General features: G+C 75.7%; 13 protein-coding genes. 7 read left to right on the forward strand and 6 right to left on the reverse strand.

Annotation, left to right across the window (positions count from 1 at the left end; translation table 11 throughout):
* The first annotated feature begins 6 nt into the window (after window positions 1-6).
* Together EYB28_RS08490 and EYB28_RS08495 are read left to right on the forward strand one after the other, a co-directional pair.
* A complete protein-coding gene (locus EYB28_RS08490) occupies window positions 7-489 on the forward strand; it encodes a MerR family transcriptional regulator (protein WP_166846615.1) in 483 nt (160 codons plus the stop codon).
* Window positions 486-1553, forward strand: coding sequence for a P1 family peptidase (locus EYB28_RS08495; protein WP_166846617.1), 1068 nt, complete (start codon window positions 486-488; stop codon window positions 1551-1553). Before EYB28_RS08490 ends, EYB28_RS08495 begins: the two co-directional genes overlap by 4 nt.
* Before the next feature lie 53 nt (window positions 1554-1606).
* On the opposite strand, the gene EYB28_RS08500 is transcribed toward EYB28_RS08495, so the two are convergent.
* Both EYB28_RS08500 and EYB28_RS08505 read right to left on the reverse strand, forming a co-directional pair.
* Window positions 1607-3181, reverse strand: a complete 1575-nt coding sequence (locus tag EYB28_RS08500) for an alkaline phosphatase (protein WP_240930447.1) — start codon at window positions 3179-3181, stop codon at window positions 1607-1609.
* 207 nt (window positions 3182-3388) lie between these two features.
* Window positions 3389-3985, reverse strand: a complete 597-nt coding sequence (locus tag EYB28_RS08505; protein WP_166846619.1) for an HhH-GPD-type base excision DNA repair protein — start codon at window positions 3983-3985, stop codon at window positions 3389-3391.
* A 98-nt stretch (window positions 3986-4083) separates the two neighbouring features.
* On the opposite strand from EYB28_RS08505, the gene EYB28_RS08510 reads away from it, so the two are divergent.
* Window positions 4084-5214, forward strand: a complete 1131-nt coding sequence (locus tag EYB28_RS08510; protein ID WP_166846621.1) for a TIGR04222 domain-containing membrane protein — start codon at window positions 4084-4086, stop codon at window positions 5212-5214.
* A gap of 37 nt (window positions 5215-5251) precedes the next feature.
* On the opposite strand, the gene EYB28_RS08515 is transcribed toward EYB28_RS08510, so the two are convergent.
* Complete coding sequence (locus EYB28_RS08515; RefSeq protein WP_166846624.1) at window positions 5252-5713, reverse strand: hypothetical protein; 462 nt, start codon at window positions 5711-5713, stop codon at window positions 5252-5254.
* Between the two features lie 49 nt (window positions 5714-5762).
* On the opposite strand from EYB28_RS08515, the gene EYB28_RS08520 reads away from it, so the two are divergent.
* Both EYB28_RS08520 and EYB28_RS08525 read left to right on the forward strand, forming a co-directional pair.
* Window positions 5763-6215: a DUF1772 domain-containing protein gene (locus tag EYB28_RS08520; protein ID WP_166846627.1), complete on the forward strand. Its 453-nt coding sequence runs from the start codon at window positions 5763-5765 to the stop codon at window positions 6213-6215.
* Window positions 6216-6268: 53 nt separating this feature from the next.
* Window positions 6269-6688, forward strand: coding sequence for a CoA-binding protein (locus EYB28_RS08525; protein WP_166846629.1), 420 nt, complete (start codon window positions 6269-6271; stop codon window positions 6686-6688).
* Window positions 6689-6717: 29 nt separating this feature from the next.
* On the opposite strand, the gene EYB28_RS08530 is transcribed toward EYB28_RS08525, so the two are convergent.
* The 3 genes from EYB28_RS08530 to EYB28_RS08540 are packed head-to-tail and all read right to left on the reverse strand — an operon-like array spanning window position 6718 to window position 9694.
* Window positions 6718-7563: a putative F420-0 ABC transporter ATP-binding protein gene (locus tag EYB28_RS08530; RefSeq protein WP_166846632.1), complete on the reverse strand. Its 846-nt coding sequence runs from the start codon at window positions 7561-7563 to the stop codon at window positions 6718-6720.
* Window positions 7560-8663 carry a putative F420-0 ABC transporter permease subunit gene (locus EYB28_RS08535; RefSeq protein ID WP_370459506.1) on the reverse strand — a complete coding sequence of 368 codons (1104 nt, stop codon included), beginning with the start codon at window positions 8661-8663 and terminating at the stop codon, window positions 7560-7562. The genes EYB28_RS08530 and EYB28_RS08535 overlap by 4 nt, the downstream gene beginning before the upstream one ends.
* Before the next feature lie 5 nt (window positions 8664-8668).
* Window positions 8669-9694: a putative F420-0 ABC transporter substrate-binding protein gene (locus tag EYB28_RS08540; protein WP_240930448.1), complete on the reverse strand. Its 1026-nt coding sequence runs from the start codon at window positions 9692-9694 to the stop codon at window positions 8669-8671.
* A gap of 167 nt (window positions 9695-9861) precedes the next feature.
* On the opposite strand from EYB28_RS08540, the gene EYB28_RS08545 reads away from it, so the two are divergent.
* The gene (locus tag EYB28_RS08545) at window positions 9862-10602 is read left to right on the forward strand and encodes a tyrosine-protein phosphatase (protein ID WP_166846637.1); all 741 of its coding nucleotides are present in this window, start codon (window positions 9862-9864) and stop codon (window positions 10600-10602) included.
* Window positions 10603-10752: 150 nt separating this feature from the next.
* Window positions 10753-12330, forward strand: a complete 1578-nt coding sequence (locus tag EYB28_RS08550; protein ID WP_166846640.1) for a molybdopterin-dependent oxidoreductase — start codon at window positions 10753-10755, stop codon at window positions 12328-12330.
* Window positions 12331-12333: the final 3 nt, after the last annotated feature.

Below are 12333 nucleotides of genomic sequence, written 5' to 3' on the forward strand. Positions count from 1 at the left end.
GTCAACATGAAGTCAAGCGGGGAGTCTGGACCGACGTTCAGCGTCGGCGAGCTGGCCGGGAAGTTCGGCCTGGAGACGCACGTGCTGCGCTACTGGGAGGAGGTCGGGCTGCTCGCCCCCGCGCGCGACGGCGCGGGACGGCGCCGGTACACCGCCGACGACGTCGTCCGGGTGGCGTCCGTCCTCAGCTCCAAGGTGGCCGGGATGAGCCTGGAGCAGATCCAGGTGCTGCTCGCCGCCGGCGACGACGACGCCGGGGCACCCGAGCGGCACCGCCTGCTCGAGGCGCACCTCGCCGAGCTCGACCGCCGCCAGGAGGAGATCGAGCGGTCGCGACGGATGACGGAGCACGCGCTGGAGTGCCGCGCGCACGACATCGCCACCTGCCCGAACTTCCGCGCCCACGTGGCCGAGCTCGTCGACGGCACCCGCACCTGGCCGGACCTGCACGACGTCCACGCCGCGGCCCGGGCGGGAGAGCCCGCATGAGCCCCGCGGCGGCGCGCCCCACGCCGCGTGAGCTCGGGATCGTCGTCGGCGACCTGCCCACCGGGCAGCACGACGCCCTCACGGACGTGGCGGGGGTCCGCGTCGGGCACACCACGCTGCACGACGGCGACAGGGTCCACACCGGCGTCACCGCCGTCGTCCCGGACGTGCTCGGGCGTGGGCCCGGGAAGCGGCCGAGCCTGCCGTGCGGCCTCGCCGTGGGCAACGGGTACGGCAAGCTCGTCGGCGCCACCCAGGTGGCCGAGCTCGGCGAGCTCGAGACGCCGGTCCTGCTCACGGCCACGCTGTCCGCCTTCCGCGCCGCCGACGCCCTGGTGACGCACGTGCTCGGGCAACCCGGCTACGACCAGGTGCGCAGCCTCAACCCGGTGGTGGGGGAGACCAACGACGGGTTCCTGTCCGACATCCGCGCGAGGCCGCTCACCGAGGCGCACGTGCTCGCCGCGCTCGACGGCGCCGCACCCGGGCCGGTGGCCCAGGGCTGCGTGGGCGCCGGCACGGGCACGGCGGCCCTGGGGTTCAAGGGCGGGATCGGCACGTCGTCGCGCGTCGTCGCCGCCGAGGCCGGCCCCTGGACCGTCGGCGCCCTGGTGCAGTCGAACTTCTCCGGGACCCTGACGGTCCGGGGCGTGCCGATGCCGGCCGCGGACCTGCTCGGGCCGACCGACCCCGGGGTCAAGCGGCCCGACGACGGCAACTCCTGCATGATCGTCGTCGCCACCGACGCGCCGCTCGACGCCCGCCGCCTGGACCGCGTGGCCCGCCGCGCCGTCTTCGCGATGGGCCGCGTCGGCGCCGGGTACACGCACGGCAGCGGTGACTACGCCCTGGCGTTCACGACGGCGGACCCCGCCGTGCCGCTCGTGGCCGACGTCGGTCTCGACCCGCTCTTCGCCGCCACCATGGACGCCGTCGAGGAGGCGCTGCTCGCCTCCGTGCTCACCGCGACGACGACGGCGGGGCACCGCGGCACCGGTCACGCCGTCCCCGCCGCCGCCGTCCTGTGCCGCCTGCGCGCCGCGGGTGTCCTCGACGCGGCGTGAGCCTGGGCCCTCGCTGCCCGCGGCACGACCTCGGCGCGGCGGGCCGAGGTGCGTCACTCCGCGACGTGCGCGATCCCCGGCCGGCCCGCCTCCACGGAGATGCTCGCGCGCGTGGACACCGGGGCGCCGGGCCTGGTGACGTACGGCACGACCCGGTAGTCGGTGCGCATCTCGTCGCGGCTCAGGTGGCACACCTGGTAGCCGCGCTGCCGGTTGTGGAACCGCATGAAGGGGTTCTCCTCCAGCCAGATCTTCCCGAGGTCGTCCTGGTCCGAGCCGTCGCCCGCGGAGCTGACGGACGTGCCGAGGAGCTCCGTGCCCACGGTGCGCGACGACATGTCGGCGAAGTCCGCCTTGAGGTCGGCGGCGACGCTGCGGTGCGCGTCTCCGGTGACCATGACGAAGTTCTCCACCCCGCGCTCGACGACGCCGTCGAACAGCCGTTGCCGGGCGGCGGCGTACCCGCCCCACGTGTCCATCCCGTAGCGGGTGCCGGGCCCCGGCTCGTGGTCGGCGTCCATCGCGAACACCTGGTTGCCGAGCACGTTCCACCGGGCCGTGGAGGCCGCGAGACCGGCGAGCAGCCAGGACTCCTGCTCGGCACCGAGCATCTGGCGGCCCTGATCCCAGCGCAGCGACTGGTCGGTGAGCTGCACGTCGCGGTAGCGGCGGGTGTCCAGCACGTCGAGCTGCAGCATGTCGCCGAACTCCAGGCGCCGGAACACCTGCATCTCGGGCCCGCGCGGCATCGACGAGCGGCGCAGCGGCATGTTCTCCCAGTACGCCTGGTAGGCCGCGGCGCGACGCAGCCGGAACACGTCCGGGTCCTGGTCCGGCTCGGAGTCGGGCTGCGAGTGGTCACCCGCCCAGTTGTTCTCCACCTCGTGGTCGTCCGGCGCCACCACCCACGGCGCCGCCGCGTGCGCGGCCTGCAGCATCGGGTCGAGCTTGTACTGGCCGTACCTGACCCGGTAGTCGGCCAGCGAGAAGATCTCCGCCGCGGGCAGGTGGCCGCGGCCGATCGAGCCCTGCCCACCGCCCTCGTAGACGTAGTCGCCCAGGTGGACCACCAGGTCGAGGTCCTCCGCCGCCATGCGCTCGAACGCGGTGAAGTACCCGGCGGGGTAGTTCTGGCAGCTCGCGAACGCGAACGACAGCCCGGCGAGCTGCGCGCCGCGGTGCGGGGCCGTGCGCGTGCGGCCGACCGGGCTGGCCTGGCCCGCCGCGCGGAAGCGGTACCAGTACACGCGGTCGGGCCGCAGCCCGCGGACCTCCGCGTGCACCGAGTGGGCCGAGGACGGCCGCGCGCGCTCGACGCCGCGCCGCACGATCCTGCGGAACCGCTCGTCCTCGGCGACCTCCCAGCGGACGTTCACCCCGACGTCGGGCATGCCGCCGCTGCCGTCCGGCGAGGTCGGGTCGGGGGCCAGGCGGGTCCAGAGCACGACGCCGTCGGGCCACGGGTCGCCCGACGCCACCCCGAGGGTGAACAGGTCGCCGCGGGGCGTGAACCGGCCCGCGGTGTCGGCGGCGGCGGGCTCGGCGGCCAGCATCGCCGCGGACCCGGTGGCGACGCCGGCGAGGGTGAGGAAGGAACGACGGGGCAGGGCGAGCGAGAGTTCGGGCACGACGACCTCCGGGATCGGGGAACCGAGCGGTGCTTGCGCATCGATTCACCCAGTCCCGGGCGACCACGGGTTGACGTCGTGCTGGCCGGTGCGCGTCGATCGGCCGAGGTGTGCGTGACCCGCACGCGGACGTCGCCCGCCCGCCGGCGGGGCGTCACCTGTCGGTCACGTCACCCGCGGGTCACGGCGCCCTTCGTGCTTGGCGGTTCAGGGCTTCGCGGCCTTGGCCGCGGCCTTCTCCGCCTTCTTGAACGCCCGCACCTCGGCCAGCGTCTCCGCGCTGGTGACGTCCGCGATGGAGCGGCGGGAGCCCTCCTCGCCGAACTCCGCGGCGGCCTCGCGCCAGCCGTCCGGGCGGACGCCGCGCTGCTTGCCGAGCAGGGCGAGGAAGATCTTGGCCTTGCGGTCGCCGTACCCCGGCAGGGCCTTCAGCCGGGCCAGCACCTCGGCCCCCGTCGGCGCGTCGCCGGCGGGGCCCGGGTCGGTCCAGATCCGGGACGCGTCGCCGTCGTAGTCGTCGACGACGGCGTGCGCCAGGGCCTGCACACGCCCCGCCATCGACCGGCCGTACCGGTGGATGGCCGGGGGAGTGGTCGCGAGCGTCACGAACTCGTCGGGGTCGGTCTCCGCCACCGTGCGCGGGTCGATCGAGCCCAGCCGGTCGAGGATCTTGCGCGGCCCCGCGAACGCGTGCTCCATGGGGTACTGCTGGTCGAGCAGCATGCCGACCAGGAGCGCGAACGCGTCGTCGCTCAGCAGTCGGTCGGTCTCGGCGTCGCCGGTGATCCAGAGCGTCGTACTCATGGCTCCATGGTGCCCCGCGCCGCGCCGACGCGCTCCGAGGGCCGCGGAGGCCGGTGGCGATGCCGGTAACGTTCTGGTCCGGGAGGTCATGGAAGCGTATGGACATCGTCATGGCGTCGGTGGGCGTGCTGGTCGGTGCCGTGCCCGGTGTGCTGGTCGTCCGGAGTGTGCGGAACCGGCGGACCGTCGAGGACCGGCGCCTCGGCGAGGGTGCCGTGCCGCCGGACGCTGCGCCGGAGCCGCTGACCGACGACGAGCTGGCCTACCTGTCCGGCGGCCCCGAGCGGGTCGCGCAGGTCGCCCTGGCCGGCCTGTTCCTCGACGGACGGGTCGAGGGGAGCGACCGACGCCTGCGGCCGGTGCCCGCTGCCGAGGCGCCCGCAGCGGCGCCCGGCGACGCGACGCTGCGGCGGACCATGGCCCGCCGGCTCGCCACCCAGGGGGCGATGGGAGTACGCGACCTGGCCGTCACGGCGCTCGCCATGGACGGCGGCGTCGAGCAGGTCGCGAAGGGCCTGCAGGAGCGGGGGCTGTGCCGGCCGGCTTCCGACCTGCACCAGGCCCGCGAGCGGTGGGCGCCGGTCCGGCGACGCTGGTACGTCGTGGGCGGGGTGTCGGCCGGCGTCACCGTGGTCGGCGGGATCCTGCTCGCCGTGCTCGCGCCGGACCCCCTCGCCGCGTTCCTCACCGGGGCGCTCGCGGCCTGGACGGCCGGCTGCCTGCGTGCGGGGATCGAGGCCTCCGACACCTCGGCCGCGGCGACGCCACGCACGACGGCCGGCGATGCGGCGGTCGGCGCCGCCGCCGACAGCATGAAGGAGTTCCGGAACACCATGGGCCGGGGCCTCGACCGGGACGGCGAGCGCCGGATCGTCCTGCGCTCGGTGGCCGCGCGCGGGTTCGGTGGCCTCGAGGGGGGCCCGTACGACGACCAGCACTTTCTGGACGGTGCGCAGCCGCCGAGTGTCCGGCTGCCCGCTCGTGACCTGAGGTACGGGCTCTACCGGCAGGGACTGGAGCCGTTCGTGACGTGGTGCCTCTTTCGCAACCACCACGAGCGGAAGGAGGCGGCGAGCCGGCACGAGCCGTTCGACCGTGCCCCCACCCAGGAGCTGTGGGACCAGCAGGGGGCCAGCACCCAGCCGGTCGTCGACAAGGGGTCCCGGGGCAACTGGCGGCTCGAACGCCTCTACCGCTTCCGGGACACGACCGTGAACGAGGGCTGGTGACGGCCCGCGTGCGGCGTGGCGCGGCCGGCCGGTCGTCTCAGTCGGCGTCGCCGCGGGAGGCCCGGTGCAGCCGCCCGACGACGACCTGGTCGATGCCGGCCAGCCGGCCGGCGGCACGGGGCACCGTGCTCAGGACCGCGGCGGCGTCGTCGGCGTCGAGGACCCGTACGTCGTCCACGACGTAGTCCACGCCCTTGCGCGTCAGTCGATACCGGCCGGCGGTGCGGATGTTGCGGCACCAGTCCACGTCGGCGCCCCAGGGCAGCGGGTGCACGACGAGGACGTCGCGCTCGCCGGCGACGACGACCGGTGCGCCCGGTGCCGTCGCGGGCGAGGCCGGCGCGCGGGCCGCGAACGCCACCACCGGGGTGCGGTACTCCCGCCCGCTGCGGCGTCCCACATGGTGCAGGGTCGACCACGGCGGCATCCGTGAGCTGACCTTGAGCGCCCACGGGTTGAACCGTCGGGTGGCCTTCGCGACCTTCGGTGACACCGCCATGTCCCCATGCTGCGCCCGTCCGGGCGCGCTTGCTGGTTGACTGCGGACCATGGTCACCGTCCTGACCGTCGCGAGCGTCCTGGTGACAGGGCTCGCCGGCGGCGTGTTCTTCGCCTTCTCCACGTTCGTCATGGGCGGGCTGCGCCGCCTCGACCCGCCTGCCGCCGCCGCGGCGATGAACGAGATCAACCGGGACGCCGTCCGGCCGCCCTTCATGACGCTGTTCGCCGCCTCGTTCCTTGTGCCCGCCGTCACCGCCGTCCTCGCGCTGGTGCGCCACGACGACGGCGCGGGCCTGCTGGTGGTGGCGGCCGCGGTGGCGGTGCTCGGGGTGCTCGCGGTGACCGCCGTGGTCAACGTGCCGCTGAACGACCGGCTCGCGCGGAGCGACGCGCCGGCCACGGACTGGCCGGCCTACGCCTCGCGCTGGACGGCGTGGAACCACGTCCGCACGCTCGCGTGCGCCCTCGCGTGCGCGCTGGCCGCCGTCGCGCTGCTCTGACGGCCCGGGTCCCGGGCAGGAACAGCGTGGCGGCCGTCGGGGTTGTCGCGGGCATGAGGACCTCCGAGGACGACCGGACCACCGAGACCGTCGACCGCCTGCTGGACAGCACGACCACGTGGGCCGTCGTCGGCCTGTCCACCAACGCCGACCGCGCCGCGTACGGCGTCGCGCGGCGCCTGCAGCAGGCGGGCAAGCGCATCGTCCCCGTGCACCCGTCGGCGGCGACGGTGCACGGCGAGACCGGCTACGCGACCCTCGCCGACGTCCCGCACGGCATCGACGTGGTGGACGTGTTCGTGCGCTCCGAGCTCGCGGGCGACGTCGCCGACCAGGCGATCGCCGTCGGCGCGAAGGCCGTGTGGTTCCAGCTCGGCGTGATCGACGAGGACGCTGCGGCACGGGTGCGCGCGGCCGGCCTCGACATGGTCATGGACCGTTGCCCGGCGATCGAGCTGGGCCGGCGCGCCTGACCCGGCGCGCCCGACCTGGTGGCGGGCGGTCAGCCCGCCGGGGAGAACGTCAGCACCGGGCGGCCCGTGCGCGGGTGCCGCAGCACCTCGGTGCGGACCCCGTAGACCGGGTCGACGACGTCGGGCACGAGCACGTCCGTGACGGGCCCGGAGGCGACCACCCGGCCCCGCGACAGGAGCACGACGTGGTCGCAGTGCTGGGCGGCGAGGTTGAGGTCGTGCAGGGCCGCCAGGACGGTGACGCCGGCGTCCGCGAGGTCGCGCAGCGTGCGCAGGGCGTCGAGCTGCGCGGCGATGTCCAGGTGGTTCGTCGGCTCGTCCAGCAGGATCAGCGCCGGCTCCTGGGCCAGGGCCCGGGCCATGTGCACCCGCTGGCGCTCGCCGCCGGACAGCGTGGTGACCTCCCGGTCGGCGAACGCCGTCAGCCCCAGGGTGGCCAGGGCCCGGTCCGCGACCTCCCGGTCGGCGTCGGAGTCGCCGGCGAGCAGCGACCGGTGCGGGATCCGCCCCAGCAGGACGGCGTCGCGCACGCTCAGCGGCAGGCCGGTCGAGGCCTCCTGCTCGACGAGCGCGAGCGTGCGCGCCCGGCGGCGGCGCGGCAGGCCGAGCAGGTCGGCGCCGCCGAACCGGACGGACGGCGCCCCGTGCCCCTCGGACGGGGGCTGGACGCCGGCCAGCACCCGCAGCAGCGTCGACTTGCCGGACCCGTTGGGCCCCAGCAGACCGGTCACCGCGCCGGCGGGAGCGGTGCAGTCCACGCCGTCGAGGATGAGCCGCCCGCCGGTGGACCACGACACCCGCGCCGCGTCGAGGCCGCCGCGGGCGGTGTCGTCCGTGAGCGGGCCGGGCGCGGAGCTCGTCGTCGTGGCGCTCATGCTCCACCGACCCCGGCCCTGCGGCCCTTCCACAGCAGCGCGGCGAACACCGGGGCGCCGATCGCCGCGGTGATGATGCCCACCGGCACCTCGCGCGGGGCGAAGACCGTGCGCGCCAGGGTGTCCGCCCACACGAGGAACGACGCGCCGCACAGCGCCGACAGCGGCAGCAGCAGGCGGTGCCGGGCACCGCTGAGCAGCCGCACCGCGTGCGGCAGGATCAGCCCGACGAACCCGATCGAGCCCGACTGGCTGACGAGCGCGCCGGTGAGCAGCGCGACGCCGACGAGCAGCAGCCAGCGCACCCGCGCCACCGGGACGCCCAGCGCGGCCGCCGACGTGTCGCCGAACGTGAAGGCGTCGAGGACCGAGCCCGTCGAGGCCAGCACCGACCCCAGCACGCCCGCGGCGACGCCGGTGATGGCGACCGACGTCCACGTCGACCCCGCGACGGAGCCCATCAGCCAGGACAGGATCTCCCGGTACGAGTCGCCCGTCGCGGACCAGAAGATCACGAAGCTGGTCGCGGCCGCCGCGAGCTGGCCGACGGCCAGGCCCGCCAGGACGGTGCGCGTCGGCGTGATGGTGCCGATCGCGCCCGCCAGGGTCAGCGCCGCCACGAGCGCGGCCACCGCCCCGGCGAACGCGGCCACCGGCAGCAGCGCCGTCATGCCCACGACCAGCACCAGCACCGCGCCCAGCGACGCGCCCGACGACAGCCCCAGCAGGTACGGGTCCGCCAGCGGGTTGCGGGTCAGGGACTGCATGACGACGCCGCAGACCGCCAGGCCCGCACCGACCGCCGCGGCCGTCAGGACGCGCGGCAGGCGCAGCTGCCACACCATGGCGTCGGCGAGGCGCTCCGGGGGCGCCACGTCGAGCAGCCCGCCGAGTCCCAGGTGCGTCACGACGGAGCGAGCCACCTCGGCGACCGACAGGTCCGCGGGGCCGATCGTCACGGCGACCAGCACGGAGGAGGCCAGCACCAGCACGCTCACCGGCACCCACCAGGCACCGCCCCGCCGGCGCGCCGGGACCGGCGACGACGGGGAGGTGCGTGCCCCGTCGCGTGCCTCGTCACGCGCCACGGCCGCGCGCAGCGCCGTCACGGGTCGAGTCCCTCCAGCTGCTCGCGCAGGTCGACGACGGCGTCGACGTTGCGCACGCCCGCCTCGGTGGCGGGGAACGGCACCGTGAGGTACCGGCCCTTGCGCACCGCCGTCAGCGCCGCCGTCGCCGGGTTGGACTCCAGCCGGTCGATCTTGTCCTCGGCGCTGGTCCAGGCGGCGTCGACCAGCACGATGACGTCCGGGTCGGCCTCGATGACCTCCTCCCACGCCAGCGACGTCCACGTGTCCTCGACGTCGCCCGCCACGTTGGTCAGCCCGACGGCGTCCATGATCATCTGCGGCGCCCCGATGCCCGCCCCCACGTACGGGATGTCCGAGCCGGAGGAGTACCACAGGGCGCTCAGGCCGCGGTCGTCCGGCGTGACCGCGTCGAGGGTGGCCCGCTGCTCGGCCACGAGCGCATCCGCCGCGTCGGCGGCGTCGAAGATCTCCCCGACCTCGGCGATCTCCGCGAACACGTCGTCGAACGTCAGCGGGTTCGGCTTGTAGTCCGGCTCCTTGCACGCTGCCGGCGACACGTAGCTCGCGACCCCGAGCTGCGCCAGGGTCTCCCGGTCGCCGGCGCCCTCGGCGGTGAGGTTCGACTCCCATCCCGCGTACACGAGGTCGGGCTCCAGCGCGAGCGTGGCCTCGCTGCCCGGCACCTCGGCGCTGAACGGGTCCGCGACCGCCGTGCCGTCCGCCGCGTCGGCGAGGGAGTCCGGCACGGGCCCGTCGAGGAACGCGGCGCCGACGATCCGGTCCCCGAGCCCCAGGGCGAGCATCGTCTCCGCGGTGCTCGACTTGATCGTCACCACGCGTTCGGGCGCGGCGTCGAACGTCACCTCGGTACCACAGTTGTCCAGCGTCAGCGGGTAGTCGGTGCCGCTCGACCCGCCGGCGTCGGCGGACGGGGGTGGCGTGGCCGCGCCGGAGGCGTCACCGCCGGCGCAGGCGGACAGCAGCCCTCCCGTGAGCGTCAGGGCGAGCGCGAGGGGCAGGGCACGGGTGCGGGTGGGCACGCGGGTACTCCCGAGGGTGTCGTCGGTCGTGCACGGTCGACGGCGCGTCATCTCGCACCCCTGGAACCGCGGCCCAAGCACCGGGCCGCGCCGCCGGGCCAGTCGCAGGGCCCGTGATCCGCCGACCAGCCTAGTACGCGCACCTGGCCGCATGGTCGAATGAGCCGGTGACCACAGCCCCGGACACCGATGTCACGCCGGTCGTCGACGCCAGGGCGGTGCGCTGGGGCGGCCTGCCCAACGCCCGCGACCTCGGCGGCCTGCCCACGGCGGGGGGCAGGCGGACCCGCCCCGGGCGCTTCTACCGCACCGCCCGCCTCGACCACGCGGGAGCCGACGGCCTCGCCGCCATGGCCGACGCCGGCGTCCGCACCGTCGTGGACCTGCGCAACGCCGCCGAGGCCGGCCCGCTCGCCCTGCCGCCGCTCGTCACGCGGCACGCGCTCCCCGTCGAGGACCCCGACGACGAGGAGTTCATGCGGGTCTGGGGACCGCACCTCGACACCCCCCGCTACTACCCGACCGTGCTCGCGACCTGGCCGCGGCTCGTCGCCGCCGTCTTCGGCGCGTTCGCGCGGGCGCCCGAGGGCGCCGTCGTGTACCACTGCGCGGCCGGGCGCGACCGGACGGGCATGATCACCGCGCTGCTCCTCACGCTCGTGGAGGTGCCGCGGCCGGTGATCGTCGAGGACTACCTGCTCGCGGTCCGCGCCACCAACGCCCGCGCCGCAGGTCCGGGCGAGAATCACGAGCGGTACCGCGGCCCCGCGGAGCTCGCCGACTGGTGCGCCGACGTCGGTGGCGCGCGCGAGGACTTCCTCGACGGTGTGGACGTCGTGGGCTTCCTGCGGGAGCACGGCGTGACGCGCGAGGAGCTCGACCGTGTCCGTCGGCGTCTGCTCGACTGAGCCGCGTCGCCGGGCCGGTCGCGCGGCCCGCGGAACGTCTCAGGACGTGAGGTGGGTATACCTGCGCCACGTCCTGAGAACTCCTTACGAGGGGGTGACGGCGGGCCCGGAGCGGCGGCCGGGACGGCGCCCCGGTGCCAGGCTGGGGCCATGAGCACGACGACGCCCGCCGCCGGCACGCAGCGCACCGGCCGCCGGCACGACGGCGCCCTCGCGGCGCTCGCGGGCGTCGTCGCCACGGCCGCGGGCCTGGCGCTGGCCGAGCTGCTGGCCGCCGTCCTCGACCCGGCGGCGAGCCCGGTGCTGGCGGCCGGGGCCGCCGTCGTGGACGCCGTCCCGCCGTGGCTCAAGGACTTCGCCGTCGAGTGGTTCGGGACGGCGGACAAGGCGGTCCTGCTGGGCACGATCGGCGTCGTCGCGTTCGTGGGCGCGGCGGTGGCGGGCTGGACGGAGCACCGGGTGCCGCCGTGGGGCCGGGTGCTGCTGGTCGTGGCGGGCCTCGGCGCCGCCGTCGCCGCGGCCGCGCGCCCGGGCGCGACCGCGCTCTGGGCGGTGCCGAGCCTGGTGGGCGTCGCCGTGGCGATGCTGCTGCTGCGCGCCCTCGTGCGCCGCGTCCCCGCCTCGACCGGCGCGGGGGAGGGGCCGGGGGCCGTCGGCCCCGACCGGCGCGAGTTCCTCACCTGGACCGGCCTGACCGCGGCGGGCGGGCTCGTCGCGCTCGTGGCCTCGCGGGCCGTGTCGGCGGGGGGACGGGCGGTGCACGCGGTGCGCGAGGCCGTCCGGCTGCCGTCGCCCGCGATGACGGCGCCGGCCGTGCCGACGGGTGCGGACCTGTCCGTGGAGGGCCTGGCCCCGTACCTCACGCCGAACGAGACCTTCTACCGCATCGACACGGCGCTGCGGGTCCCGCAGGTGGATCCCCACGACTGGTCCCTGAGGGTCACGGGCCTGGTGGACGAGCCGTTCACGATCACCTGGGACGACCTGCTCGCCCTGCCGATGGAGGAGCACCACGTGACGCTGGCGTGCGTCTCCAACCCCGTGGGCGGCGAGCTCGTCGGCAACGCGCTGTGGCTCGGCCACCCGGTGCGCGAGCTGCTGGCGCGCGCGAGGCCGCAGGCGGGCGCGGACATGGTCCTGTCGCGCAGCACGGACGGCTTCACCGCCGGCACGCCGCTCGAGGTGCTGCTCGAGGAGGACCGGCAGTGCCTCCTGGCGGTCGGGATGAACGGCGAGCCGCTGCCGCCCGAGCACGGCTTCCCCGCCCGTCTCGTGGTGCCGGGCCTGTACGGGTACGTGTCGGCGACCAAGTGGGTCACGGAGCTCAAGGTCACCCGGTTCGCCGACGACGAGGCGTACTGGACACCGCGCGGATGGTCCGCCCTCGGCCCGATCAAGCTGTCCAGCCGGATCGACGTCCCGCGCCCCGGCGACGACCTCGCCGCCGGCACGGTCACCCTGGCCGGCGTGGCGTGGGCCCAGCACACCGGGGTGGCGGGCGTCGAGGTGCGGGTCGACGACGGCGACTGGCTCCCGGCGGAGATCGCCGACACCGTCGGCCCGGACACGTGGCGCCAGTGGCGGTTCGACTGGGACGCCACCCCCGGCGACCACCTCGTGGCGGTGCGGGCCACCGACGTCGACGGCGTCGTGCAGACCGGCGAGCAGGCACCGCCCGCGCCGGACGGCGCCACCGGCTGGCACACCGTCGACGTGACGATCGTCTAGGTC

The sequence above is a fragment of the Isoptericola sp. BMS4 genome, from assembly GCF_011634835.1.
In the GTDB taxonomy this organism is placed as follows: Bacteria; Actinomycetota; Actinomycetes; order Actinomycetales; family Cellulomonadaceae; genus Isoptericola.

Excerpts from the sequence above, each read along its gene's own strand:
- EYB28_RS08490 (WP_166846615.1), top strand. The coding sequence starts at position 7 with ATGAAGTCAAGCGGGGAGTCTGGACCGACGTTCAGCGTCGGCGAGCTG.
- EYB28_RS08495 (WP_166846617.1), top strand. The coding sequence starts at position 486 with ATGAGCCCCGCGGCGGCGCGCCCCACGCCGCGTGAGCTCGGGATCGTC.
- EYB28_RS08505 (WP_166846619.1), bottom strand. The coding sequence starts at position 3,985 with ATGAGTACGACGCTCTGGATCACCGGCGACGCCGAGACCGACCGACTG.
- EYB28_RS08510 (WP_166846621.1), top strand. The coding sequence starts at position 4,084 with ATGGACATCGTCATGGCGTCGGTGGGCGTGCTGGTCGGTGCCGTGCCC.
- EYB28_RS08515 (WP_166846624.1), bottom strand. The coding sequence starts at position 5,713 with ATGGCGGTGTCACCGAAGGTCGCGAAGGCCACCCGACGGTTCAACCCG.
- EYB28_RS08520 (WP_166846627.1), top strand. The coding sequence starts at position 5,763 with ATGGTCACCGTCCTGACCGTCGCGAGCGTCCTGGTGACAGGGCTCGCC.
- EYB28_RS08525 (WP_166846629.1), top strand. The coding sequence starts at position 6,269 with ATGAGGACCTCCGAGGACGACCGGACCACCGAGACCGTCGACCGCCTG.
- EYB28_RS08530 (WP_166846632.1), bottom strand. The coding sequence starts at position 7,563 with ATGAGCGCCACGACGACGAGCTCCGCGCCCGGCCCGCTCACGGACGAC.
- EYB28_RS08550 (WP_166846640.1), top strand. The coding sequence starts at position 10,753 with ATGAGCACGACGACGCCCGCCGCCGGCACGCAGCGCACCGGCCGCCGG.